Raw genomic sequence first — 24,074 nt, 5'->3', positions numbered from 1 at the left:
CCCGCCGCCCCACCGGCACGCTCCGCCCCACCCCGCCCCGCCCTCCGGGTTCCCACCGAACCCGGAGGGTGGGGTCGTGCCCCGGGCGGGGCCGCGAACGTCACGAGGTGGTCGGCCGGCGGTCGGCGGTCGACGTCCGTCAGCGCACCACAGGTCCCTTCGCCGCACGCCAGTCATCGAGGCGCTTGCGAATGCTCGCCACCATGGGAAGGCTGTCCACTTCCCCAGGAGTGAACCATGCAACCTCGAACGACTCGTCCGACGTCCGGAGCGCTCCGCCGGTCGGCCGCGCGAGCAGGCAGATGGAGAACTCCTGCCGCACCTCGCCGTCGTCGTACGCGAACACGTGCCCCGGGTTGGTGTACGTCCCGACGATGCCGGTGATCTCCACCCGGATTCCGGTCTCCTCCCACGTCTCCCTGACCGCGCATTCCCCGATGGACTCTCCCAGCTCCATCTTCCCGCCGGGCAGCGCCCACACCCCGTTGTCGGTGCGCCGCTGCAACAGAACCCGGCCTTCGTCGTCCACGACGACCGCCGACGCCGCCGGCACCAGGCTGTTCGCCTCCGGAGCGTCCGGATCGTCCTCGTAGTCACGCCTGGGCACGGCCCGCCCTCCGACTGGTCAGATGCTGATGAGATGGCTGGTGAAGCCGTCGCGTACGAGCGACTCGTACGCGGCGTGCACGTCCTCGGGGACGTCCTGGGCGATGGCGAAGCCCTGCCGCGGATACTCGATCACCCGTTGCAGGTCGCCGACCATCATGCTGATCACGGACTCCTCGTCGCCCATGCCCTTGAGGTAGGCGTCGAAGGACAACGGGTCGGAAGCGCACACCACGGCGACCTCGGGCCACTGCTCGCGGCACGTGGCGAAAGCCCGTCGCTCCATGTACGGCATGGAGATCAGCAGCACGGAACGGGGCCGGACCCCGGCGGCGGCGAGCGCCTCACGCGCGTACGCGATGTTCTGCCCGGTGTTCGCGGCCTTCGGCTCCAGCAGCATCGCGTGGGCGGGTACGCCGAGCGCGAGGGCGCGTTCGTGGAAGTGCACGGCCTCGCCACGGGGGAACACGCTGCTGGTGGCCGCGCTGTTGCCGCCGGTGAACACGAGGGTGGGGAAGAGCCCGGCCTCGTACAGGTGGGCGGCATAGGTGCTGACGCCGAGGTCGTTGCAGCCCAACGCAATGGCCGCGTCGCACGGACGGAGTTCGTGACGCAGGTGGTGGTAGTCCCAGATCAGTTGCCCGGCCCGCCGCTGCTCTTCGCTGAGTTCCTGCGGTCGTACGTCTGCCACTCGCTGCTCCCTGCTCGGTGGTGTAGAGGTTTGAAAGCCCCCTCGCACGTCCGTCTGATGGCCTCGATGCTACGTAGTTGATGTCCGAGGTCGGACTGTGCGGCGATCCGTGACGCTTCATCGAGAAGGCGGAGCCCCTCGTCACGGGTGGCGGGATCAGTGCGCAGGATGTGGGCTTGAGCGGTGATGAGCTGCACCCGTTGCATCGGGGATCGCCCGGTGCCCGTGGTGCAGGCGACGTCCAGAAGCCGCAGCGCGGCGGTGAGATCTCCGGCGCCGCGGCGGGCGAGGGCAAGTTTCTGGTGGGCCACCGACCAGTCGTCGGGTTCAGCGAGGTCTTCGAAGTCGCGGGTCGCGGCTGTCATGACACGCGTCGCGTAGTCGTGTCGACCGTCCTTGCTCAGCGCGGTTCCCACCCACAACCGGGCCCTCGCGCGGTCGCGGGGAGAAAGCCGGTCGTCGACAGCCAACGTTTCGTAGGCGCGAGCAGCAGTTTCCAGCCTGCCGGACATCTCCATGACAACCGTGAGAGACAGGTCGAGCTGGGCTACACGGCGGGGGATACCGAGCTGCGTGAAGACGGCGCGTGCACCCACATAGAAGTGCTGGGCGGACAGCGGTCCGACGAGAGTCCCCTGGTAACGCCGGAGGTCGCCGAGCAAGGCGGTCGAGCGGGCGAACAAATACAGGCCCTTCTCGTCCAGCTCGAGGTTCTTGAAGCGGCTCAGCCACCGGCTGAGCAGGCTGTCGGCAAACGTGAAGTCCTGCTGGGAGAGGGCCACCACGACCCGGTCCAGGTCATCGGCCCAGGATTCGTATTCCCAGGCCAGCGGACCTGCGGGTGTCAGCCGTCGGTCTGCGGTTTCCGTCCGGGGGCGTCCGGCCTCGGACAGGAACGTCTCGAACCGCAGGTGGGCGGCCGTATCCGCACGGACCAGAGCGGTGTCGAGGATCGACTGGGTGTCCGGGCGGGGGTCGGTTAACGCCTGGAGCTTCTCCCATTTGGAGACGGTCCGCACGCCGACACCGAGGTGTTCGGCAAATGCGCGGACGCTCAGCCGTAACGCGAGCCGGAGTGCCTTGGCCTCCAGCCCGGTCCAGTGGTGCACTGTCGCCACACGCCGCTCCCTTCCCACCCTCATCAAAGCACTTCGGGCGGGGGTGGGGGACACAAGTACAACGGAAGTACAACAAACGGTCATTCCCGAACGGTTGGTGCCGCGCCAGGCTGATCGGTGGCAGCAGTCAACGAAATTCACCGTGGGGAGCACACATGGCGGGTATCGAGCAGGCCGAGCTGGATGCGGGGGCGCGGTTGATCGCGCGGGCCCTCGTGCCGTTCGAGCAGAAGCCGGCTGACGGCGAGATCGCCGGGATCGCGGTCGATCTGCAGGTGTACGGGGACCTGTGGTTCCCCGAGGCCGCCGCCCTCGACAGTGCGGATGTGGTGCGGGTGCTGGACGAGTGGAACGCCGTGCTGCGCGAGGGGCCGGCCGACTCGCCGTTCGGGCGGTGGACGCACGTCCGTGCGCTGGCCCGTGTGCTGCGGCGGCTGCACGCGCTGCTGTCCGGGGTCGGGGCGGCCTGAGGGGCGGGCGGATCTGTGTGCGGTGTCAGCGCCCGGTCGGCACCGCGGAGTACGTGAAGACCAGTCCGTTCTCGGCGTCCGGGGCACGGTCCGATCCGTACGTCCACGGGTACGGCGACGCCGAGGGCGGCGCCGGCGCGGGTCAGGAGGCCGGGGACAGGAGGCGGTGGGCGGTCGAGGGGGCCGGGCGGCCCACGAAGGGGAGGAGGTCGGCGTAGGCCCGGGCGTCGCCGACCAGGATGCCGCCCAGGAGGGTGCGGCAGTCGGCGTCCAGGACGAGCTTCGCGTACGTGCCCTGCGTTTCGTCCAGGCGGCTCAGTTCCAGGGAGCCCGCGGTGCCGGCGTGGGCGTCGCCGAAGCTGGCCACCTCGACGCCGAGGAGCTTCAGGCGGGTGGACATGTCCACCTGCCCGAAGGGGGCCGCGGGCAGGTCGAGGAGTTGGCGGGCCACTGACTCGGCCATGCGGTAGCCGGGTGCGGCCAGGCCGTAGCAGCGGCCCGACACGGCCGCGCACTCGCCGATCGCCCAGACGCGGTCGTCGGCCGTGCGGCACAGGGGGTCCACCAGGAAGCCGCCGCGTTCGCCCGTGGCCAGGCCGGCCGGGGCGGCCAGTTCGTCGCGGGGGCGTACGCCCGCCGAGAAGATCACCACGGATGCTTCCAGGGCGGTGCCGTCCGCCAGGGCCACTGCGGAGGCGCGGCCGTCGGGGCCCGGTTGGACGGATGCCGTGGCGACTCCGCAGTGGGCGTGGAGTCCGCGTTCTGCGATCCGTCGTCCGAGGACGTCGCCGCCGGCCGCATCGACCTGGAGCGGCATGAGCCGCGGGGCGAGTTCGACCACGTGCGGCTCCATGCCGAGCAGCCGGAGCGCGTTGGCCGCTTCCAGGCCGAGGAGTCCGCCGCCGATGACCACGCCGGGGCGGCCCGGCACGGCCGCCGCGCGGATCGCGTCGAGGTCGGTGAGGGTGCGGTAGGCGAAGCAGCCGGGCAGGTCGTGGCCCGGTACGGGCGGGATGAACGGCTTGGAGCCGGTGGCCAGGACCAGGGCGTCGTAGCCGATGGTGTCGGCGGCGGTGGTGGTCACCGTACGGGCGGCGCGGTCGATGGAGGCGACGGCCGTGGCGAGCCGCACCTCCACCCGCGGGTCCGTGGACAGGCCGGGCGCGGGCAGGCCGAGGTCGGCGGCGCTGCGGCCGTCGAGGTACGAGGAGAGGGCGACCCGGTCGTACGCGGGACGGGGTTCTTCGGCCAGGACCACGACCCGCCAGGACCCGGCCGGGTCGAGGGCGCGCAGTTCCTCCACGAGGCGGTGGCCGGCCATGCCGTGGCCGGCGAGGACGAGGGTGCGGGGAGTGCGGGGGGCGTTCGTCATGACGGGCTGCTCCCGGTTCGGACCAGGCCGCACAGCGAGCGCACGGCGCTCGTGCAGCCGCCGCAGCCGGTGGTGGCGCGGGTCGCCGCGGCGACCTCCTCCACGTCGGCGGCGCCGGCCCGGCAGGCCTCGGTGACGGCGTGCTTGGTGACGTTGTTGCAGCGGCAGACGACGGCGTCGTCGGGGAGCTCGTCCGCGCCGGGCTCGGCCGGCGGGATGCCGAGCAGGAACTCCAGGCGCCCGGTGGACGGTACGGGCAGATCCCGCTCGTACAGCCGGCTGACGGCGGCGATGGCCCGCGGCAGGCCGAGCAAGACGGCGCCGGTGATGTGCTGGTCGTGCAGGGTGAGGCGGGCGTAGCGGCCGCGGGCCGGGTCGGTGAGCGTGATCACCTCGGTGCCGTCGCCGGAGGCCTCGGGACCGGGGGAGCCCGCCGACCTCCCGGCGCCCTCGGAGCTCCCGGAGCCCGCTGGGTAACCGGAGCCCGCGGACCCGCCGGCCGTGGCGGGACCGGCGCCCGGCGGTGCCGGGTCGGGGCCCAGGCGGACCAGGTCGATGCCGGGCACCCGCAGCCGGGTGATCCGGCGGGTGCCGCGGTGTTCCGGCGCGGCGGTCCCGGTCAGCTGCCGGGCCAGCGACTCGGCCTGCTCCCAGGCGGGTTCGAGGTGCCCCGCGGTGTCCCCGGGGTGCTCCGCGCAGTCGCCGATGGCGTGGATCCGCGGGTCGTCGGTGCGCAGCCGGCCGTCGACGACGATCCCGGAGCGGACGGTGAGCCCGGCCCGACGGGCGAGTTCCGTCTCGGGCACGGCCCCGGTGCACAGCAGCAGGGTGTCCGCGGCCAGCACGCTGCCGTCGTCCAGGGTGAGTTTGCCGGAGCAGTACCCGGTGGCGCGGCGGCCGGTGTGGAGCTCGACGCCCTGCTCGGCCAGGCGCCGGCCGAGCAGGGCGCCGGCGGTGGCGTCGACGTGCCGGTGCAGGGGGTGCGGCCCGCGGTGGACGAGGGCCACCTCGTGGCCGGCCCGGCGCAGGGCGGCGGCCGCCTCGACGCCGAGCAGTCCGGCGCCCAGGACGACGGTGCGGCGGGCGTCGGGCGCGGCCCGCAGCACGTGTTCGGCGTCGGCGAGGGTGCGCAGGGCCAGGACGCCCTCGGTCCCGCCGGGCCGGGGCAGTCCCGGGATCAGGGGGACGCTCGGGCGGGCGCCGGTGGCCAGGACCAGCGTGTCGTAGCGGTGGACCGAGCCGTCGTCGGCGTACGCGAGGCGCCGCCGGCGGTCGATGCGGGTCACGGTGGTCCCGGTGCGCACGCGTACGTCCCCGGGCAGTTCGGGCAGGGCGAGGGCGGCGGCGGGCAGGGTGCCGTCGAGGACGGAGCCCAGCAGCACCCGGTGGTACGGGGCCCGCGGTTCGGCGCCGAGCACCGTCATCCCGCCGCGGTGGCCGTGGTGGTGCAGCCGTTCCGCGAGCCGGTGGGCGGCGCTGCCGCCGCCGACGACCAGCACCTCGCCCGCGCTCACAGCCCGGCTCCGGCGTCGTCGCGGCCGGCGGCTTCGGGGGCGGGCCCGACCCGGACCGCGCACACCTTGAACTCGGGCATCCGGCTGCGCGGGTCGAGGGCGTCCGAGGTGATCAGGTTGGCGCGCCCGGCCCCCGCGAAGTGGAACGGCAGGAACACCGTGTCGGTGCGCAGCGAGGGGACGAGGCGGACCCGGGCGGTGGTGCTGCCGCGGGCGGAGGCGACCTCGGCGGCCGCGCCCTCGGCCAGGCCGAGCCGGGCGGCGGTGTCGGGGTGGATCTCGACGAAGGGCTCGGGGGCGGCGGCCGAGAGTTCGGGGACCCGACGGGTCTGGGCGCCCGACTGGTAGTGCGCGAGGACCCGGCCGGTCGTGGCGTACAGCGGGTAGGAGGGGTCGGGGGTCTCGGCGGCGTCGCGGTGCTCGACCTCGGCGAACCGGGCGAGGCCGTCGGGGTGGGCGAAGGCGTCGAGGAACAGCCGCGGTGTCCCGGGGTGCGGGGCGGTCCCGTCGGGGGTCGCGGGGCAGGGCCAGTGCAGGGCTTCGCCGGCGTCGAGCCGCTCGTAGCTGATGCCGGAGTAGTCGGCGCGCCCGCCGCGGGAGGCCCGGCGCAGCTCGTCGAAGACCTCGCGCGGTGCGGTGGGGAAGCGGCCGGGGTCCTGGCCGAGCCGGACGGCGAGGCCGCGGAGCACGTCCAGGTCGCTGCGGGCCTCGCCGGGAGGGGTGAGGAGCCGGCGGCGGCGCAGGACGCGGCCTTCGAGGCTGGTCATGGTGCCCTCTTCCTCCGCCCACTGGGTGACGGGGAGGACGACGTCGGCCATCTCGGCGGTCTCGGAGGGTACGAAGTCGGCGACGACGAGCAGGTCGAGCGAGGCCAGCCGGTCGGCGATGCGGGCCGCGCGGGGCGCGGAGACCACCGGGTTGGAGCCGAAGACGAGCAGGGCGCGGGGCCCGCCGCCGGTGCCGAGGGCGTCGAGGAGTTCGTAGGCGCTGCGGCCGGGGCCGGGCAGGGTGTCGGGGTCGACGCCCCAGACGGCGGCGACGTGGGCGCGGGCTTCGGGGTCGGTGAGCATCCGGTAGCCGGGGAGCTGGTCGGCCTTCTGGCCGTGTTCGCGGCCGCCCTGGCCGTTGCCCTGGCCGGTGAGGCAGCCGTAGCCGCTGCCCTCGCGGCCGGGCAGGCCGAGGGTGAGGGCGAGGTTGATGAACGCGGCGACGGTGTCGGTGCCCTTGCTGTGCTGCTCGGCGCCGCGCCCGGTCAGGACGTACGCCCGCTCGGCGCCGGCCAGGAGGGCGATCGCCTCGCGCATCTCGGCAACGGGGACTCCGGTGGCCCGCTCGACCCGCTCGGGCCACCAGGCGGCGGCCCGCCGCCAGGCGGATTCGAAGCCGGTGGTGCGCTTGTCGAGGTACTCCCGGTCGGTGTGGCCCTCGGTGACGGCGAGGTGCAGCAGACCGAGGGCGAGGGCGAGGTCGGTGCCGGGGGTGGGCTGGAGGTGCAGGGCGGCGGTCTCGGCGGTGGGGGTGCGGCGCGGGTCGATGACGATCAGCCGGGCCCGGCTCAGGTGGCGCATCAGCGGGGGCATGGTCTCGGCCGGGTTGGCGCCGGCGAGCAGGACGACGTCGGCGGAGGCGAGGTCGGTGACGGGGAAGGGCAGGCCGCGGTCGAGGCCGAAGGCGGCGGAACCGGCGGCGGCGACCGAGGACATGCAGAACCGGCCGTTGTAGTCGATCTGGCTGGTGCCGAGGGCGACGCGGGCGAACTTGCCGAGCTGGTAGGCCTTCTCGTTGGTGAGGCCGCCGCCGCCGAACACGCCGACCGCGTCGGGGCCGTGCTCGTCGCGGAGCGCCCGCAGCCGGCCGGCGATCAGGTCGAGGGCGGTGTCCCAGTCGGTGGGGGCGAGGACGCCGTCGGCGCCGCGGACGAGGGGGCGGGTGATGCGGCCGGGGGTGTCGAGGAGGGCGGGGGCGGTCCAGCCCTTCTGGCACAGGCCGCCCTGGTTGACGGGGAAGGCCGGGTCGGGGTGGACGGTGGTGCGGGCGCCGGGGCCGGTGCGGCCGGTGGCGGGGCCGTCGGCGGGGCCGGTGGCGCGGGTGAGCCGGGTGCCGCACTGGAGGGCGCAGTAGGGGCAGTGGGTGGTGACGGTGGCGGTGGCGGTCTCAGACACGGGTGGCCTCCGCTCGGGCCGGCTCGGCGGTCGCGGTGCGGGGCCGGCCGCCGCCGGAGGTTCCGGCCGGGGCGCTGCGGCGCAGGTAGACCGCCCAGGTGACGAGGACGCAGACCACGTAGAAGCCGAGGAAGGCGAGGAAGGCGGGTTCGCCGGAGGGCGCGGGGCCGCTGTAGGCGCTGCGGAAGACCAGGTTGACGCCGACCCCGCCGAGGGCGCCGACGGCGCCGGCGATGCCGATGACCGCGCCGGAGAGCCGGCGGGCGCGGGCGAAGGCGGCCTCCGCGTCCTGGCCGGAGGTGACCTGCTCCTGGGCCTGCCGGGCGAAGACGGCGGGGATCAGCTTGTAGGTGGAGCCGTTGCCGATGCCGGTCAGGACGAACAGGGCGGTGAACCCGCCGACGAACAGTCCGTACGAGCCCTTCGCGGAGGCCGTGAGCAGGACGCCGGTGCCGGCGGCCATCGCCAGGAAGGTGAGCAGGGTGACCCGGGCGCCGCCCCACCGGTCGGAGAGCAGTCCGCCGAGCGGCCGGAACAGGGAGCCGAGGAGCGGGCCGAGGAAGGTGTAGGAGGCGGACTGGAGGGGGGTGGCGCCGAACTGGCTCTGCAGGACGAGGCCGAAGGCGAAGCCGTAGCCGATGAAGGAGCCGAAGGTGCCGACGTAGAGGAGGGATATCCACCAGGTGTGCGGGTTGCGGGCGGCCTCGCGCTGGGCGCCGGGGGCGCTGCGGACGGCCGTGAAGTTGTCCATCTTCCAGGCGGCGAGGAGCGCGGCCAGCACGATCAGCGGGATGTAGACGGCGATGACGTACGCGGGGTGGGTGCTGCCGGCGGTGGCGATGACGAGGAGGCCGATCAGCTGGATGGCGGCGACGCCGAGGTTGCCGCCGCCCGCGTTGATGCCGAGGGCCCAGCCCTGGTGGCGTTGCGGGAAGAGGGCGGTGATGTTGGTCATCGAGGAGGCGAAGTTGCCGCCGCCGACTCCGCCGGTCGCCCCGATCAGCAGGAACACCCACAGGGGGGTGCCGGGCCGCTGGACGAACCACAGGGCGGCGAGGGCGGGGACGAGCAGGATCCCGGAGGCGAAGACGGTCCAGTTGCGGCCGCCGAAGCGGGTGACCGCGTGGCTGTAGGGGAGCCGTAAGGCGGCGCCGACGAGGGTGGGGACGACGACGAGGAGGAACTTCTCGGCGGGGGTGAAGCCCAGGCCGATCGCGGGCGACATGAAGAGCACGAGGACGGACCACATGCTCCAGACCGAGAAGCCGATGTGCTCGGAGAGGACCGAGAGGACCAGGTTGCGGCGGGCGATCCGCTTCCCGGTCCGCTGCCAGAACTCCTCGTTCTCGGGGTCCCAGTCCTCGATCCAGCGTCCGGCTGCGGGACGTGCGGGCGGCGTCATGGCTCCTCGGCTTTCTGCTCGGCGTCTCGAACTGACACGTTGAACTATACAGTTCAGTACAGTTCGAACTCAAGCGTCAGTTCGACGGCTTCAGTGCCCGGTCCACCAGCGCCCCCGCACCCCCGGTGTACGTCGCCGGATCGCACAGAGCGGCCAACTCCGCACCGCTCCAGCGCCCTTGGAGCACCGTCTCGCCGGCGAGCAGCTCGTGCAGCGGCCGCCCGCTCTCCTCCGCCGCGGCGGAGACCCGGGTCAGCAGCTGCTTCGCCGCCGCCTTGCCCAGCTCCGGCGCCAGCACCGCCGCGATCCGCTCCGACACCACCTGGCTGCCCGTCAGCAACAGGTTGTCACGCATCCGTTCGGGCCGTGCCGTCAGCCCCTCCGCGAGCTCGACCGCGGTGTGGGCCGCGCCGCCGACCAACCGCAGCGCCTCGCGCAGCAGTTGCCACTCGGCGTGCCAGGCGCCGGCGGACCGCTCGTCCTCCGAGACCAGGCACTGCACCAGTCCCGCCGCCAGCACCGGTACCTGGAGCGCCGCGCTGCGCAGCAGCGTGCTCAGCACCGGATTGCGCTTGTGAGGCATGGCCGAGGAGCTGCCGCGGCCGGCCACCGCGGGCTCGGCGACCTCGCCGACCTCCGTACGGGCCAGGTTCTGCACGTCGACGGCGATCTTCCCGAGGGCGCCGGCGGTGAAGGCGAGCGCCGCCGCGAGGTCCGCGACCGGGGTCCGCAGCACGTGCCAGGGCAGGGTGGGGCGGGCCAGCCCCGTCTCGGCGGCGTACGCCTCGACCAGCCGGTCCAGGTACGCGCCCGGGTCCTGCTCCGCCGCGCCGTCGATCCGGGCGTACTCCAGGTATCCGGCGAGGGTTCCGGCGGCTCCGCCGAGGGACACCGGCAGGCCGCCGTCCGAGATCCGGGCGAGGCGCTCGTCCGCGTCGAGGACCAGCTGCCGCCAGCCCGCCGCCTTGAGGCCGAAGGTGGTGGGCACCGCCTGCAGGGCGAGGGTGCGGCCGGCCATCGCCGTGTCCCGGTGCTCGCCGGCCAGCCGGGCCAGGGCTGCGGCGGTGCGGCCCAGGTCCGCCCGGATCAGGCGCAGGGCCCGGGCCGCCACCAGCATGGCGCCGGTGTCGAGGATGTCCTGGCTGGTGGAGCCGCGGTGCACGTACTCGGCGGCCCGGGCGTCCTCGGCGGCGACCACCCGGGTCAGCGCCTGCACCAGCCCGACCACCGGGTTCGCGGTCTCCCGGGCGGCCAGGGCGAGGTCCCGCAGGTCCAGGTTGCCGGTCCGGGCCGCCCGGGTGATGGTGTCGGCGGCCTCCGCCGGGAGGGTGCCGAGCCCGGCCTGGGCGCGGGCCAGGGCGGCCTCTGCGTCGAGCATGGCCTGGAGCCAGGCGAGGTCGCAGACGGCCTCCTCGGCCGGGGTGCCGGCACGCACCGGCGACAGCAGCCCCGCATCGGTGAGCGCGTCCTGCGCCCCGGTGGCCCCGCCGGCAGCGGCTCCGGTGCCGCTCATACCAGGACGCCGGTCAGGTCGGTCTCGGCGGGCAGGGAGACCCCGGCCGGGACGGCGGCGGCGGGCGGCAGGGCCAGCACCGAGCGGGCGATGGAGTCGGAGTCGCCGAGGGTGACCGAGTCGACGCCCGGGCGGATGCCGGCCGCGGTGACCCAGTGCACGGACTCGGTGGGGACCCCGTACGCGAACCGGCGCGGGTGGGCGCGGCCGCGGGCGTCGAGGAGCCGGTACGGGCGCTCGGTGACCGCGAGGCCGCCGGACTCGTAGCCGGTGCCGCCGGGGCCGGAGATCCGGTACGTGGTGCACTGCTCGGTGTCGAGGAGGTGGCGCAGCAGCGGGTCGTCGGTGCGGCGCAGGTCGGGCTCGGGCAGTCGGGCCTCGATCAGCACGGTGGAGCGGACCGCGGGGCCGGGGACGTCACGGGACCGGGCGATGAAGGCGGCGTCGTCGCCGGCGGCCGTGTCGACGCGGATCTCGGTCCCGGGGCCGGTCAGGACGAGCACCCCGGCGTCGATCAGGGCGATCATCTCCTCGATCCGGGAGGCCGGCGGGCCGATGGAGAGGAAGGCGTTGAGCGGCGTGTACCAGCCCTCCAGGTCGTCGCGGTGCGAGTCGCCGGTCAGGCCGCCGTGGTCGACGGCGAGGCGGATCTCGTTGCGCAGGTCGCGCATGACGTCCAGGGCCGCCTTGAGGGGGCCGCTGAGGTTGCCGGCCCGGGCCTCGCGGACGTCCTCGGCCAGGTACGCGACCAGCCAGGCCCGGAAGTCCTCGCGGCTGGTGAACTCGCGGTCGCCGTAGGGGCGGGAGAGCTTCTCCCAGTTCCAGCGCTCGTCCGCGCCGATGCCGTACACGTCCAGGAGGGAGGCGCGGTCCGCTTCCTCCTCCAGCGACAGGAAGCGGGTGGTGAAGCCCTCGCGCTCGTCGCCGCGGCCGCGGGCCTGGAGCAGGGTGCCGTAGTAGACGCTCTCCGCCTCGCGGGAGATCAGCGGCCACAGGTCGGCGGTGAAGTCGATGCCCTCGCCGTCCGCGGAGCGGCGGCGCAGCTCCTCGATCCGGGCGGGGGTGAGCAGGCGCGGCAGGTACCGGCCGTAGGCGCCCTTCTCGTTCTCGCCGCGGGCGTGGTACGGGATGCCCCGGCGCGAACTGGCGTACAGCACCGGCTCGTTGCCGGAGGGCCGGTAGACGAGGCGGCCGTCGTCCCCGCGCTCGAACCGCCCGCCGCGGCCGGCGGTGAAGAGGGCCATGTGGTCGAAGAAGTTCAGGCCGAGGCCGCGCAGCAGGACGTTCTGGCCGGGCCTGACGACGTTCAGGTCGAGGTCGGCGGGATTGGCGGGGGTGACGTAGGTGAGGTGGTGGATGCGGGCGAGGCTCGCGGTCTTGGCCTCGCGGGGGGTCAGCCGGGCCGGTACGTGGCCCTGGGCCATGACGATGGCGTCGAGGTCGTTGAGCCGGGTGCCGTTCTCCAGGCGGACGCCCTGCAGGCCGCCCGCGGTGCCGTGGGTGTCGGCCATGGCCACGGCCCGGGAGCGGTGGACCTCGACGGTGACGTGGGCGGGGGCGAGGGCGACGACCCGCTCGAAGGTGGCGCGCAGGTAGCTGCCGTAGAAGGCGCGGGTGGGGTAGGTGTTCGGGCCCAGTCGGCGGGCCTCGGCGACCGTGGCCGCCTCGCCCTCGCCGGACGCTGCGACGGACTGCGCCCACTCGTACAGGCTGGGGCCGGGTTCGATGGGGCCCTCGGTGCGGACGCTGTCGTCGGTGTAGATGGTGATCTGGGAGGCGACCGTGTTCATCAGCAGGTGCTGGGACTGGTCGGGCCGCCAGACCTGGCCGGCGCCGGGCGCCGAGGGGTCGACCACGTGGACGGTGACGGCCTCGTGGGCGGGGGCGCTGCGCTCGTTGGCGCACAGGCGCTCCAGGACGGACAGGCCGCGGGGGCCCGCTCCGATGATGGCCACCTGAAGGCGGTTGCGGCGGGTGCTCATCGCTGGTCTCCGTTCGGGGCGGTGGTGGTGGCGGCGGTCGCAGCGGCGGCCGGGGCGTTGGGGGCGGGGACGCGGAAGCCGTGCATCCAGGCGACGTAGTCGTGGAGTTCGTCGCGGGAGAAGGAGCGCAGGACGGCGTTGCGGTCGGTGGCGGCGGCGCCGGAGGTGTGCCAGAGCTTGATGCTCTCCCGGGCCAGGAGCTGGATCCGGCCGGTCCGCTCGGTGCGCTCGGCGTTGAACTTCTCGAAGCGCTGCGGGAACTCGTCGGGGGCGCAGTCGAGCAGGTCGCCGAGGGTCACCGCGTCCTCCAGGCCCTGGCAGGCGCCCTGGGCGACGTAGTGGAGCATGGGGTGGGCGGCGTCGCCGAGGAGGGCGACCCGGCCGTCGACCCAGTTCTCCACCGGGTCGCGGTCGACGAGGACCCAGGACTTCCAGCCCTCGCCGAGGGCGAGCAGGCGCTGCGCGTCCTCGCCGAGCGCGGCGAACTCGCGGCGGATGTCGCCCTGGGTGGCGGGGACGCCGGCGACGGCCTGGGTGGCCTTGTTGTCGCTGCTGGCGGCGAGGTTGAGGTACTTGCCGCCGGCGATCGGGTAGTGCACGAAGTGGCAGCCGGGGCCGGTCCACCAGGTGACGGAGGTCAGGTGGCGCAGCTCCTCGGGGACCTGTTCCATCGGGATGATCGCCCGGTAGACGGTGATCCCGGAGTTGCGGGGGGCTCCGTCGCCGACGAGCTGGGCGCGGATCGCGGAGTGGATGCCGTCGGCGCCGATCAGGGCGTCACCGGTGATGCGCTCGCCGTCCTCCAGGACGACGGTGGCGCTGGTCGCGTCCTGCTCGTAGCCGACCGCGGTGACGGCGCTGCGCAGCCGGATCGAGTCCTCGGCCTGGCAGGCCTCCAGCAGCTTGGTGTGCAGCTCGGCCCGGTGGACGACCGCGTACGGGTTGCCGAACCGCTCCCGGTAGTGCTCGGTCAGGTCGAGGCTGGTCACCTGCTCGCCGGTGACGCCGTCCATGAAGGTGAGCGCGTCCATCTGCACGGCGGTGGAGCGGACGGCCTCGCCGAGGCCGAGCCGGTCGAGGGCGTGCAGTCCGTTGGGGGCGAGCTGGATGCCCGCGCCGATCTCGGCGAACTCGGGGGCGCGTTCCAGGACGAGGACCTCGTGGCCCTGCCGGGCGACCGAGAGGGCCGCGGCCAGGCCGCCGATCCCGCCGCCGACGATGATGAGCTGGGACATCAGATCTTCTCCTCGCTGAGCTGCGGGTCGGTGAGCTGCGCGCCGGCGCCGGCGGCGATGAGCCGGGCGAGTTCGAGACGCTTGATCTTGGTGGTGGCCGTCTGGGGAAGGTCGGACTGCCGCCACTGGACGGGGTCGGCCATCGGGGGCAGGCCGACGGTGGCGGCCTTCCAGGCGGCGGCGTCGAGCGGCTTGTCGTCCCGGGTGCAGACCACGGGGACGGCACGGCCGTTCTCGTCGGGGATGATGATGACCTCGGCGAGCTCCTCCAGCCGGGTGAACAGGGTGTCCTCGGCGGCGAGGGTGGAGCCGAAGCCCTCGATCAGGTCGACCTCGCGGTCGAGCAGGTGCACGCAGCCCCACCTGGTGCGGTAGCCGACGTCGCCCATGCGCCACCAGCCGTCGTTGACCTGCTTGTCGTAACGTTCCTGCTCGCCGAGGTAGGTGACGATCCGGCCGTCGCTCCTGACCTCGATGAAGCCGGGGTTGGACTCCGAGACCGGCAGCCCGTTGCGGCTGACGACACGGACGTCGGTCATGCCGGGGAAGGGCATCCCCACGCAGCGTCCGTCGGCGTCGAGCCCGCGCCGCTTGGAGAAGGACCGGGCCACGGCGGGGCCGATCTCGCTCTGCCCGTACAGCTGGCCGAAGATCGGGGCGGTGCGCTTGGTGGCGGCCAGCAGCCGCTGCACGGTGCGCGGGTGGATGGCGTCGAAGGTGCTGGAGAACAGCTTGACGTTGGCGAGCGGCCCGCGCGGGTCGTCGGCGAGCTCCTCCCACTCCATGAAGGAGTTGGGGTGTGCCTCCAGGATGCCGGGACGCAGCTGCGCGAAGAGGTCGGCGGCCTTCTTGGGGTCGGAGTCGGCGAGGACCACGATCGGGTAGCCGCGGAACAGGGAGATGGCCAGGGCGGTGATCAGGCGGGAGTGCACGAAGGAGACGTGCATCGCGATGGTCTCGCGGCCCGGGAGGAGCGGTCTGGTGATCGCGGCCTGCGGACGGTAGCGCGCCTCCAGGGTGGCCCCGGTGTGGACGGCGAGCTTGGGGGTGCCGGTGGTGCCGGAGGTGTGGGTGATCAGGGTCGGGTGCTCGGGGGGCATCGTCACGGCGGGCACCCGGGGGCAGCCGGCCAGCGAGGCGAGCTCGGTGGCCTCCTTGTAGCTGCCGGACGTGAGCAGGACCTGCTCGGCCTCCTCGAAGACCGAGGCGGGCAGCTCCGTCTCCAGCTTGTTCTGGTCGGTGAGCAGGTAGGGCTGCTCGGTGCGGCGCACCAGCTCGGCCACGGTCTCGCCGTCGAGCTTCGGCGACAGCAGCACCGGTACCGCGCCGATGCGCACCGCGGCGCAGGCCAGCAGGGTGATGTCGAAACCGTCCGACTTGTAGATCACGACCCGCCGGCTGGGGCGGACCTGCGCGGCCCAGAGCCGGGAGGCCAGGTCGTCGATCAGGTCGGCCACCTCGGCCACGGTGGCCCTGCGCCCCAGCTCCGGGGCGACGTCCAGGTCGTGGTCGAGGATCACGACGTTCGTCGGGTGCTTCTTGGCGGCCCGCTCGAAGAGGGTCCCGAGCCGTATGCCCTTGTTCCCGATGCGCTGCAGAATCATCGCCTTGCCCTTCTCAAGTCACGTACGGATGGCGTCGGTTGTCGGTGCCGGCGTCGGTTCCCGGTGCTCGCCGGTCGGAGGGTGGAGACAAGAGGGAAGGGCGGTCAGGCGCCCCGGACGGCCGTCTCCTTGTCGATGACGGTCTTGATCCGTCCCAGGGTCTCGGCCAGGTCGCCGGCGACCTTGTCGCCCCATTCGGCGAAGAACTGCTGCTTGCGGTCGGCGTCCATGTCGGCGGTGATGCCGCGGATGCCCTCGGTGGGGGTGCCCATCCGGAAGTGGTGCACCAGGAGGCTGCCCTCGCCGTCGGCCTCGATCGTGAAGCCCCAGACGCTGTCCTGCTTCTCGCCCTGGCTGTCGTGCATGGCCCACTGGAAGGTCCGGCCGGGCTCGGCCGCGACGACCTCGGCGTACGTCGTCCACTTGCCGCGCACCACCGGCGCCCAGGCGACGACGTCCTCGCTGCGCTCGTTCTCGCCCCGGAAGACCGAGCCGACCGCGCCGGGCTCGCCGGTGGTCCACTCGCCGCCGAGGCACTCGGGGCTCCACTCGCCGCTGCGGGCGAGGTCGCTCACGACCGCGTACACCTCGGCCGGGGTGGCCGAGAGGTGGATCTGGGCCCGGGACCGGAAGAGGGGGGTCTGGGTGCCGCTCATAGCGGGTGTCCTCCTGGTGTGGTGCAACGTCGGATGGCTTCAACTTCCGCTTCTGCCGCCTCGCTTGGGCTGCTCAGCTATATGAACCATACAGTTCAGTTCAATTGAACGCAACGGTTCAGTTCAGTTGGGATCTAGACTGGGTGCGAGCCGAGGAAGTTAGGGACGAACGCCATGACCGCACGGACCAGCACCGTAGAAGCCCCCGCAGGCCCATCCGGGGCGCGCGCCGCGCGCAAACGGCAGGCCATCCTGGCCGCGGCCCGTACGGTCTTCCTGCGCGAGGGGTTCGGGGCCGGGGTCGACCAGCTCGCCGCCGAGGCGGGGGTCTCCAAGGTCACCGTCTACAACCACTTCGGCAGCAAGGAGAACCTGTTCAACGCCGTCATCGGGCAGACCCTCGACGAGGCGCTCGAAGTCGCCCAGTCGGTCATCCAGGCCAAGCTCGCCGAGTCCGACGACGTCCGCGCCGACCTGCTGGAGGCCTGCCGGATCTGGGTCGCCGGCCTCACCACCCCCGACGTGCTGGCCCTGCGCAACGTGATCGCGGGCGAGCGCCACCGCTTCCCCGAGCTCGGCCGGACCTGGCAGGAGGAGGGCCCCGGCCGCCAGCACGCGTCCCTGGCCGCCGCCCTCGGCCGGCTGGACCAGCGCGGGCTGCTGCGCATCCCGGACATGGAACTGGCCGTGCTCCAGTTGTCGGGGCTGGTGCTCTCCCCGCACCTGGTCTACGGGGTGTACGGCACGACGCTGGACGAGGAGCTCGCCGAACGGCTGCTCCGGGGCGGGGTGGACATGTTCCTCAACCAGTACGGGGTGGACCTGTAGGTGCCGCTGAGGCGCCGGCCGCTGCCGCCGCCGGGACTGCGGTTGACCAACCGTCAACTTCCCGCGCGGAAAGCAAACTCGACGGTTAAAGCGGCTTGCCCGGGCCGGGCGGTGCGTGGTTATGGTCGTCCCCCGTTGACGGAGCGTCATCCGAACCCAGGGGGATCACACCGCATGGAGAACACGCAGCCTTCCGGCCGCACGGACAGCGCGTTACCGAGCGCGTTACCGGGCCGGCCGAGCGGCCCGCCGAGCACTCCGCCGGGCACTCCGCCAAGCACTCCGCCTGGCACCGCCTCACCGTCGAGTGCCCCGCCGCCCCCGCCGGCACCGCCGGGCGTCGCCGTCGGCGGCGGGATCGAGCTCCGGATCAGCAGGCGGATCCTGTGGCTGGGCGGGGCCGCGTACCCGCTGGAGAACATCGCGCGGGTGTACACCTTCACGCTGCACCCGCGGCGCAAGGACGCGACCGTCCACTTCCTGAAGAACCTCGGCATCATCCTCTCCACGGCCTTCGCGCTGACGATCCTCGGCGGCCTGACGTCCCTCGCCAGCAGGGAGATGTCGGCCACGATCGTGCAGTTCGTCTGGCTCGGCACCATCGCCGCGCTGATCTACTGCATCGTCCAGCTGATCAGCGTGCTGTCGGCGCCGTCGTACTACGTGCTGGCCGTGGAGACCGCCGGGCCGTCCATCGCCGTGGTCACCAGCAAGGACCACGCCCACCTGCACCGGCTCGTCGGCCAGATCACGCACGCGATCGACAACCCCGACACCGAGCTCTACGGGGTGCGGGTGGACACCATCTCGATCACCTCGAAGAACTACCACTTCGGGGACAACGTGAACATGTACGGCGGCACCGGCAACGTGGGGATCGGTACTCGATGAGCGGCGACAACTACCACTTCGGCGACAACGTCACCATGAACGGCGGCAGCGGCAACATCGGCATCCAGAAGAACCTCGGGTCCGCGGAGGGCCCGGAGGGCCTGCCCCCGCAGCTCCGGGCGGCCGTCGAGGACCTCCGCAACCTGGTCGAGGCCCTGCGCGGCGAGCTCCCGCCCGCGAGCACGCAGGTGCTGGACGCGGCCCTGCCCGACGCCACCGGCGGGGCGGCCGTCCCGCAGGAGGCCCGGCAGAGCGCGCTGATGTCCATCGCCGGCATCGCGGCCGTCGTCGGCCCGCTGGGCCAGCCGATCGTGGAGGCGGTCACCCGGATCCTCGGCCTCCTCGCCGGCGGTTGACGCCGCAGGGAGGCGGCCCGGGGCGGCGCTGACGCCCCGGGCCGTAGACGCCCGGCCCCCCGGAGCAGGCCCACCCGCAGCTCGCGCAGGGCTCCGGGGGTCGAGCCATCAGTACGACCGCCCCTTCGACTCCCGTCCCGCCTAGACTGGGCGCGGGAGGTGTGTGGTGGCCGTCACTGAGGACCGGCCGCAGATGCTGGCCGAGGAGTTCGAGCGCATCGCCGCCGCCGCCGAGCGCGAAGGCGTCCGGATGGAGTTCATCCACGGCAGGCTGGGAGTCAAAGCGGTGCCGGACGGCGACCACGACGAGATCATCCGGTGGCTCATGGAGCGTTGCATGCAGCATCGCCCCGATCTGTGGCTCTACCCCGAACGGGGCCTGCACGTCGAGCGCCACCGCAAGGGCCACGCGAAGCCCGACGGCGCCCTCGCCCCCAAGGGCAGCTTCGCCGGTCAGGGCGAGTGGGCCGACCCCGGCTCGGTAGTCATGATCGTCGAGGTCACCTCCTACGACAGCGACACCGACAAGCGCGACCGCGAAGAGAAGCCGAGCGCCTACGCGCAGACCGGTATCCCCGTCTACCTGCTCATCGACCGGGACACCTGCGAAACCCTGGTCTACACCGAGCCCGACGGCGACACCTATGCCAACCTCTCCCGCCGTCCCTTCGGCCGCACCATCGACCTCCCCGACCCCGTGGGCGTCACCCTCGACACCGAGCCCCTCAAGGACTGGGTGCGCTGACGACACGCGACGTGGGGCACGGACTCCTCCGGCAGGGTGGAGTCCGGACGCCTCCACCGCACCGGAGTGCCGCTGCCCCTACCGGTCCTCGTAGCGGCCGAGGCGGTCGGCGGCGTAGTCGTCGAAAGCCTGCTCGATCTCCTGCGGGGTGCTCATCACGAACGGGCCGCCGCGGAAGACCGGTTCGCCGATGGGCTCGCCGCTGAGGAAGAGGAAGTCGGCCCCGATCGGCCCGCCCTCGATGCGTACGCCGTCGCCCTCGTCCGCGAGGACGGCCAGGTCGCCGTCCGTGACCTCCGCCCCGGCGACGGCGCCGCTGCCGGAGACGACGTACACGGCGGCGTTGCGGCCCTGCGGCGCGGGCAGTTCCGCGCTCTCGCCCGGGGCGAGGGAGGCGTGCACGACGGTCACCGGGACCTGCGTCTCGAAGGGTCCGGTCACGCCGAGCGCGGTGCCCGCGATCACCTTGAACCAGGACCCGTCGAGCCGGCGGACCACCGGGATCCCTCCCGCGTCGCGGTTCTGGGTGCGCGGGCGCAGCCCCTTGCGTGCGGCCGGCAGGTTCACCCAGAGCTGGAGGTTGTGCTGGAGGCCGCCGGCCGCGCGGAAGGCGTCGGTGGGCTCCTCGGAGTGCACCACGCCCGCCCCGGCGGTCAGCCACTGCACGCCGCCCGGCAGGACCACGCCGCGGTTGCCGGTGGAGTCGGCGTACTCGATGTCGCCCTCCAGGACGTAGGCGACGGTCTCGAAGCCGCGGTGCGGGTGCTCGGGGGCGCCCTTGGGCTCGCCCGGGCCGAGGTCCACCGGCCCGATCTGGTCGAGCAGCAGGAAGGGGTCCAGCTGCGGGATCTGCGGGGTCGGGAAGGACCGGCGGACCGGGAAGCCCTCGCCTTCCAGGGTGTGGACGGGCTGCAGGACGTCGGCCACCGAGCGGGTCGCGGCGGTGGCGGCGGCAGCGGTGCCGAGGGCGGGACCCAGCGTGGTCATGATGCCTTCTCTCGTCGTTCGGGGTCGTCGTCTACCAATGCAATGAACTATACAGTTCAGTTCAGTTAACCGCCAGGGGTGGTGGTGGGGGTGACCCCGGACCCTTAACTGACAGATACCGGCGGCCGCGATTGTCGGTGCCGCGCGCCCGGGGACAGACTCCTTTCCGTCGCACCGACGCACGCACCGACGCACACCCCGTTCATCGCAGGGGCATGCCGCACCCGGCATTCGCTGCGCATGTCACCTTTGCGGAAGGACAGTCCATGCCCGAGCTCAAGATCCTGGCCATCTCCGGCAGCCTGCGCAGCGAGTCGTTCAACAGCGCCCTCGTCCGCGCCGCGCAGAAGTACGCCCCCGGGGACATGGACATCGAGATCTACGAGGGCCTGCGCGACATCCCGCTCTACGACGAGGACCAGGACGTCGAGCCGGCCCCGGCCGCCGTCGCCGACCTGCGCCGCCGCATCGTCGAGGCCGACGGCCTCTTCATCGCCACCCCCGAGTACAACTACGGGATCCCCGGCGTCCTGAAGAACGCCCTGGACTGGGCGAGCCGCCCGGCCTTCGACTCCTCCCTGACCGGCAAGCCGATCGCGATCGCCGGCGCCGCCCCGACCAACTTCGGCACCGTCCGCGCCCAGCTGGCCATGCGTCAGTCCTTCCTGTGGACGGACTCCAAGGTCGTCGGCAAGCCCGAGCTGCAGATCTTCCGCGCCGCCGAGCGCTTCGACGAGGCCGGCAACCTGACGGACGAGACCGCCATCGAGATCCTCAAGCAACTGCTCGACGCCCTCGGCACCAAGATCCGCGAGACCCGGGCCCTGGCCAACGGCACGGTCTGACCGGCAGAACCAGAGGCCGGCCGGCTGCCGTACCCGCTCCACCCCCGACGCCGCGACGCCCCAACGCCCCACCCCATCACCACCACTCCCCCACGCACCACCCGTCGACCGGAGTCGCCAGCTCCTGTTCGTCTCCCCCCTCACCGAAGGGCCGCCCACCCCCGGGGCGGCCCTTCGGCGCGTTCCGGCCCCGATCCGCCCCGATCCGCCCCGATCCGCTCCGATGCGCCCCGGCCGACCCCGTCGGCCCACCCCGCCCCCTCCCGACGGAAGTTGACGAAGCCTGCACGGAGCGGTGCGCCGTCGCTCCGGCCCCTTGCGAGGATCGGCCCATGCGTGCAGCCTTCATCGAAGAACTGGGCCCCGCCGAGAACATCCGCTACGGCGAGATGGCCCCACCGACCCCCGGCCCCACGGACGTCCTCGTCGAGGTCGAGGCCGTGTCCGTCAACCCGGTGGACACCTTCGTGCGGTCCGGGCTCTTCCGCACCCCCGTCGAGTTCCCGTTCGCCGTCAGCCGCGACCTCGTCGGCACCGTCGTCTCCGCCGGCCCCGGCGCCGCCGGGTTCGCCGTCGGCGACCGCGTCTGGTGCAACAGCCTCGGCCACGGCGGTCGTCAGGGCGCCGCCGCCGAGCAGGCCGTCGTCCCCGTCGACCGGCTCTACCACCTGCCGCCCGGCGTGGACGCGGCCGAGGCCGTCGCCGTCGTGCACCCCGCGGGCACCGCCTACCTCGCCCTGTTCACCCACGGCCGGGTCCGCCCCGGCGAGACCGTCCTCGTCGCCGGCGCCGCCGGGAACGTCGGCAGCGCCCTGGTCACCATGGCCGTCGAGGCCGGCGCCCGGGTCATCGCCACCGCCGGCGCCCGCGACGCCGAGCACTGCCGCTCCCTCGGCGCCTCCGATGTCCTCGACTACAAGGACCCCGCGCTCGCGGCCCGGATCCTCGACGCCGCCCCGCAGGGCATCGACGTCCACATCGACACCTCCGGCACCAACGACCTCTCCACCGCCGTGGAGGTCCTGGCCCCCCGCGGCCGGATCGTCCTCCTGGCCGGCGCCCGCTCCCGGCCCGTACTGCCGGCCGGCCCGCTCTACATGAAGGACGGCGCCGTCGTCGGCTTCGTCATCTCGCACGCCACCACCGCCGAACTCGCCGAGGCGGCCGTCGCGATCAACCGCCTGATGGCCAACGGCCGACTGCGCGCCCGCTCCGTCGAACGGGCTCCGCTGTCCGACGCCGCGCGCACCCACCGCCGCATCGAGGCCGGCGAACTCCACGGCAGCCGCGTCGTCCTGCTGCCCAAGGAGTCCTGAGCACCGGGCCGCCGACAAGGGGGCGCGCAGCCCGCACGCACCGCGCGCCCCCCGCGCCCGTCCGCCCCCCGTGCCGCGCCCGTCCGCCCCCCGTCCCCGCGCCCGCGCCCCCGCCCCCGACGCTGCTGTCCGCCGACCTGACGGACTGACGCACATCCGCCGGGACTGCTTGTCGGCGACTGCCAGACTCCCCGCATGGACGCCCTCCCGGAGACCTCGGCCGGACCGCGGAGCGCCTGGGTCGGCTTCGCCCTCCTCGGCGCCGTACAGCTGCTGCTCAACGCCTCGGTCTCTGTGACGTTCGCGGCAGGGCCGGCCATGCAGCGCGAACTCGGCCTGGGCCGCGTCGACCTCATCCTCGACAGCGCCGCGTACGGGATCTCCTTCAGCGGGCTGCTGCTCCTCGGCGGCCGTCTCACCGACCGCGTCGGCCAGCGCCGCCTGTTCACCCGGGGGACCGCCCTCTTCGCCCTGGCCTCGCTGGCCGCCGCCCTCGCCCCCGTCTCCCACGCCGTGCTCGCCGCCCGCTTCCTCCAGGGCTGCGGGGCCGCCCTCGCGGCCCCGGCGGCCCTGTCCCTGCTGCGGGTCGTCTTCCCCGAGGGGCGGGCCCGGGCCGTGGCCCTCGCCCGCTGGGGGCTGCTGACCAGCCTCGGCGCCGCCGTCGGCATCGTGCTCAGCGGGGCGCTGTCGACCTGGGCGAACTGGCGGTGGAGCTTCGGGGCCCTCGCCTCCGTCGCCGTCGCCGCGCTGGCCTTCGTCCGCCGCGCCCTGCCGACCGGTCCCGCGCCCGCAGCCGTCCCCGTCGACCTGCTGGGCGCCGTGCTCGGCACCCTCGCCCTCTCCACCCTCGGCTACGGCTTCGTGATGGTCGGCCCGCACGGCTGGTCCACCGCAGCCGTCCTCGGCCCGCTGGCCCTCGGCGCCGTCCTGCTCGCCGCCTTCGCCGCCGCCCAGCGGCGGGTGGCCGCACCCCTGCTGCCGCCCGGTTTCCTCGCCTCCCGGTACCGGGCCACCGCCCTGGTGTGCGCCCTGCTCGGCCCCGCGATCGGCGCGGCCACCGCCTTCCTGCTCGCCCTCTGGTTCCAGCAGGTACGGGGCTGGTCGGCGTTGGAGAACGCGCTCGCCTTCGTCCCGTACAGCGCGGTGCTGGTGGGCGTCGGCCTCGTCGCCGGCCGGATCGTCGCCCGCCACGGGGTGCGCGCGGTCGCCGTGGCCGGGCTGGCCGTCATCGCCGCCGGGCTGCTCCTCATCGGCGCCGTGGGGCTGCGCACCGGCTCGGTGGCTGCGGTGCTGGCGGGCCTGGTCGTCCTGTCGGGCGGGAACGGAACGCTGATGTCCGCGGCCGTCGTCGGCGCCGTCTCCGGCGTGCCCGAGGGGCGGTCCGCCCTCGCCGGGGCGGTGGTCAACACGGCGATCCTCGCCGGCCCGACCATCAGCCTCGCCCTGATCAGCTCCGCCGCCGACGCCCGTACGGCCACGCTGCTCGCCGCCGACGCCCCGCACGCGGCCACGGGCGGGTACGCCTTCGCCTTCGAGGCGGCCTGCGCGGTGTTCGTGCTGGCCACCGGCCTGGCCTGGTACGGGCTCGCCCCGCACCGCCGCTCCCGCACCGCCGGGCCGACCGCCGCCGGGGCCGCCGGGCCGAACGCCGCCGACCAGGCCGCCGGACGGCGGCCCCAGCGCTCCTCCACCCCGGCCTGACCAAGGGGGGCAGGCCGGGGCGGGGGTCTCACGACCCGGCCCGGGGCACGGGGTCCGGGGCACGAGCCCGCCACCCCGTA

The 24,074-nt window shown here is 73.7% G+C and carries 21 protein-coding genes; 8 read left to right on the top strand and 13 right to left on the bottom strand.

What is annotated here, in order from left to right; genetic code table 11:
* Positions 1–139 precede the first annotated feature (139 nt).
* The 3 genes from ACSHWO_RS16970 to ACSHWO_RS16960 are packed head-to-tail and all read right to left on the bottom strand — an operon-like array spanning position 140 to position 2,415.
* Positions 140–607 (bottom strand): NUDIX hydrolase, encoded by a 468-nt coding sequence (locus ACSHWO_RS16970; protein WP_438312875.1) that lies wholly within the window; start codon positions 605–607, stop codon positions 140–142.
* An 18-nt stretch (positions 608–625) separates the two neighbouring features.
* Complete coding sequence (locus ACSHWO_RS16965) at positions 626–1,297, bottom strand: YdcF family protein (protein ID WP_438312873.1); 672 nt, start codon at positions 1,295–1,297, stop codon at positions 626–628.
* Positions 1,240–2,415 (bottom strand): hypothetical protein, encoded by a 1,176-nt coding sequence (locus ACSHWO_RS16960; RefSeq protein ID WP_438312871.1) that lies wholly within the window; start codon positions 2,413–2,415, stop codon positions 1,240–1,242. Before ACSHWO_RS16960 ends, ACSHWO_RS16965 begins: the two co-directional genes overlap by 58 nt.
* 155 nt (positions 2,416–2,570) lie before the next feature.
* Between ACSHWO_RS16960 and ACSHWO_RS16955 the strand changes: the two genes are divergently transcribed.
* The gene (locus ACSHWO_RS16955; protein ID WP_438312869.1) at positions 2,571–2,885 is read left to right on the top strand and encodes a DUF6415 family natural product biosynthesis protein; all 315 of its coding nucleotides are present in this window, start codon (positions 2,571–2,573) and stop codon (positions 2,883–2,885) included.
* 142 nt (positions 2,886–3,027) lie between these two features.
* Here the strand turns inward: ACSHWO_RS16955 and ACSHWO_RS16950 are convergent, their stop codons facing one another.
* The 9 genes from ACSHWO_RS16950 to ACSHWO_RS16910 form a co-directional block, all read right to left on the bottom strand.
* On the bottom strand, positions 3,028–4,257 hold the full coding sequence (locus ACSHWO_RS16950; RefSeq protein WP_438312867.1) for an FAD-dependent oxidoreductase: 1,230 nt from the start codon (positions 4,255–4,257) through the stop codon (positions 3,028–3,030).
* Complete coding sequence (locus ACSHWO_RS16945; protein WP_438312865.1) at positions 4,254–5,771, bottom strand: FAD-dependent oxidoreductase; 1,518 nt, start codon at positions 5,769–5,771, stop codon at positions 4,254–4,256. Before ACSHWO_RS16945 ends, ACSHWO_RS16950 begins: the two co-directional genes overlap by 4 nt.
* Complete coding sequence (locus ACSHWO_RS16940; RefSeq protein ID WP_438312863.1) at positions 5,768–7,933, bottom strand: molybdopterin oxidoreductase family protein; 2,166 nt, start codon at positions 7,931–7,933, stop codon at positions 5,768–5,770. Before ACSHWO_RS16940 ends, ACSHWO_RS16945 begins: the two co-directional genes overlap by 4 nt.
* A complete protein-coding gene (locus ACSHWO_RS16935) occupies positions 7,926–9,335 on the bottom strand; it encodes an MFS transporter (RefSeq protein ID WP_385844216.1) in 1,410 nt (469 codons plus the stop codon). Before ACSHWO_RS16935 ends, ACSHWO_RS16940 begins: the two co-directional genes overlap by 8 nt.
* Positions 9,336–9,411: 76 nt before the next feature.
* Positions 9,412–10,848 (bottom strand): 3-carboxy-cis,cis-muconate cycloisomerase, encoded by a 1,437-nt coding sequence (gene pcaB, locus ACSHWO_RS16930; protein WP_438312861.1) that lies wholly within the window; start codon positions 10,846–10,848, stop codon positions 9,412–9,414.
* On the bottom strand, positions 10,845–12,830 hold the full coding sequence (locus ACSHWO_RS16925) for an FAD/NAD(P)-binding protein (protein ID WP_438312859.1): 1,986 nt from the start codon (positions 12,828–12,830) through the stop codon (positions 10,845–10,847). The genes pcaB and ACSHWO_RS16925 overlap by 4 nt, the downstream gene beginning before the upstream one ends.
* Complete coding sequence (locus ACSHWO_RS16920; RefSeq protein WP_385844228.1) at positions 12,827–14,065, bottom strand: FAD-dependent monooxygenase; 1,239 nt, start codon at positions 14,063–14,065, stop codon at positions 12,827–12,829. The genes ACSHWO_RS16925 and ACSHWO_RS16920 overlap by 4 nt, the downstream gene beginning before the upstream one ends.
* Positions 14,065–15,669, bottom strand: coding sequence for a class I adenylate-forming enzyme family protein (locus ACSHWO_RS16915; RefSeq protein WP_385844232.1), 1,605 nt, complete (start codon positions 15,667–15,669; stop codon positions 14,065–14,067). Before ACSHWO_RS16915 ends, ACSHWO_RS16920 begins: the two co-directional genes overlap by 1 nt.
* Positions 15,670–15,773: 104 nt before the next feature.
* Positions 15,774–16,325: an SRPBCC family protein gene (locus ACSHWO_RS16910; protein ID WP_361097506.1), complete on the bottom strand. Its 552-nt coding sequence runs from the start codon at positions 16,323–16,325 to the stop codon at positions 15,774–15,776.
* Between the two features lie 174 nt (positions 16,326–16,499).
* Between ACSHWO_RS16910 and ACSHWO_RS16905 the strand changes: the two genes are divergently transcribed.
* The 4 genes from ACSHWO_RS16905 to ACSHWO_RS16890 all read left to right on the top strand — a co-directional run bounded on the left by ACSHWO_RS16905 (position 16,500) and on the right by ACSHWO_RS16890 (position 19,145).
* The gene (locus tag ACSHWO_RS16905) at positions 16,500–17,153 is read left to right on the top strand and encodes a TetR/AcrR family transcriptional regulator (protein WP_385844236.1); all 654 of its coding nucleotides are present in this window, start codon (positions 16,500–16,502) and stop codon (positions 17,151–17,153) included.
* A 357-nt stretch (positions 17,154–17,510) separates the two neighbouring features.
* Positions 17,511–18,044, top strand: coding sequence for a DUF6232 family protein (locus ACSHWO_RS16900; RefSeq protein ID WP_438319125.1), 534 nt, complete (start codon positions 17,511–17,513; stop codon positions 18,042–18,044).
* On the top strand, positions 18,041–18,400 hold the full coding sequence (locus ACSHWO_RS16895; RefSeq protein WP_438312856.1) for a hypothetical protein: 360 nt from the start codon (positions 18,041–18,043) through the stop codon (positions 18,398–18,400). Before ACSHWO_RS16900 ends, ACSHWO_RS16895 begins: the two co-directional genes overlap by 4 nt.
* 166 nt (positions 18,401–18,566) lie before the next feature.
* The gene (locus ACSHWO_RS16890) at positions 18,567–19,145 is read left to right on the top strand and encodes a Uma2 family endonuclease (protein ID WP_438312854.1); all 579 of its coding nucleotides are present in this window, start codon (positions 18,567–18,569) and stop codon (positions 19,143–19,145) included.
* A gap of 78 nt (positions 19,146–19,223) precedes the next feature.
* Here ACSHWO_RS16890 and ACSHWO_RS16885 read toward each other — a convergent pair whose 3' ends face one another.
* A complete protein-coding gene (locus ACSHWO_RS16885; protein WP_438312852.1) occupies positions 19,224–20,132 on the bottom strand; it encodes a pirin family protein in 909 nt (302 codons plus the stop codon).
* Positions 20,133–20,398: 266 nt separating this feature from the next.
* Between ACSHWO_RS16885 and ACSHWO_RS16880 the strand changes: the two genes are divergently transcribed.
* The 3 genes from ACSHWO_RS16880 to ACSHWO_RS16870 all read left to right on the top strand — a co-directional run bounded on the left by ACSHWO_RS16880 (position 20,399) and on the right by ACSHWO_RS16870 (position 23,994).
* Entirely contained in the window at positions 20,399–20,977 is a 579-nt protein-coding gene (locus ACSHWO_RS16880) for an NADPH-dependent FMN reductase (protein WP_438312850.1), read from the top strand.
* Between the two features lie 332 nt (positions 20,978–21,309).
* On the top strand, positions 21,310–22,293 hold the full coding sequence (locus ACSHWO_RS16875) for an NADPH:quinone reductase (protein WP_385844251.1): 984 nt from the start codon (positions 21,310–21,312) through the stop codon (positions 22,291–22,293).
* Between the two features lie 195 nt (positions 22,294–22,488).
* Positions 22,489–23,994: an MFS transporter gene (locus tag ACSHWO_RS16870; protein ID WP_438312848.1), complete on the top strand. Its 1,506-nt coding sequence runs from the start codon at positions 22,489–22,491 to the stop codon at positions 23,992–23,994.
* The last annotated feature ends 80 nt before the right edge of the window (positions 23,995–24,074 follow it).

The sequence above is a fragment of the Streptomyces pallidus (ex Mingjun et al. 2026) genome (genome assembly GCF_051550185.1).
GTDB lineage: Bacteria > Actinomycetota > Actinomycetes > Streptomycetales > Streptomycetaceae > Streptomyces.
The sequence above is the reverse complement of the archived record's forward strand: the minus strand, read 5'-3'. Positions and strand labels throughout refer to the sequence as shown.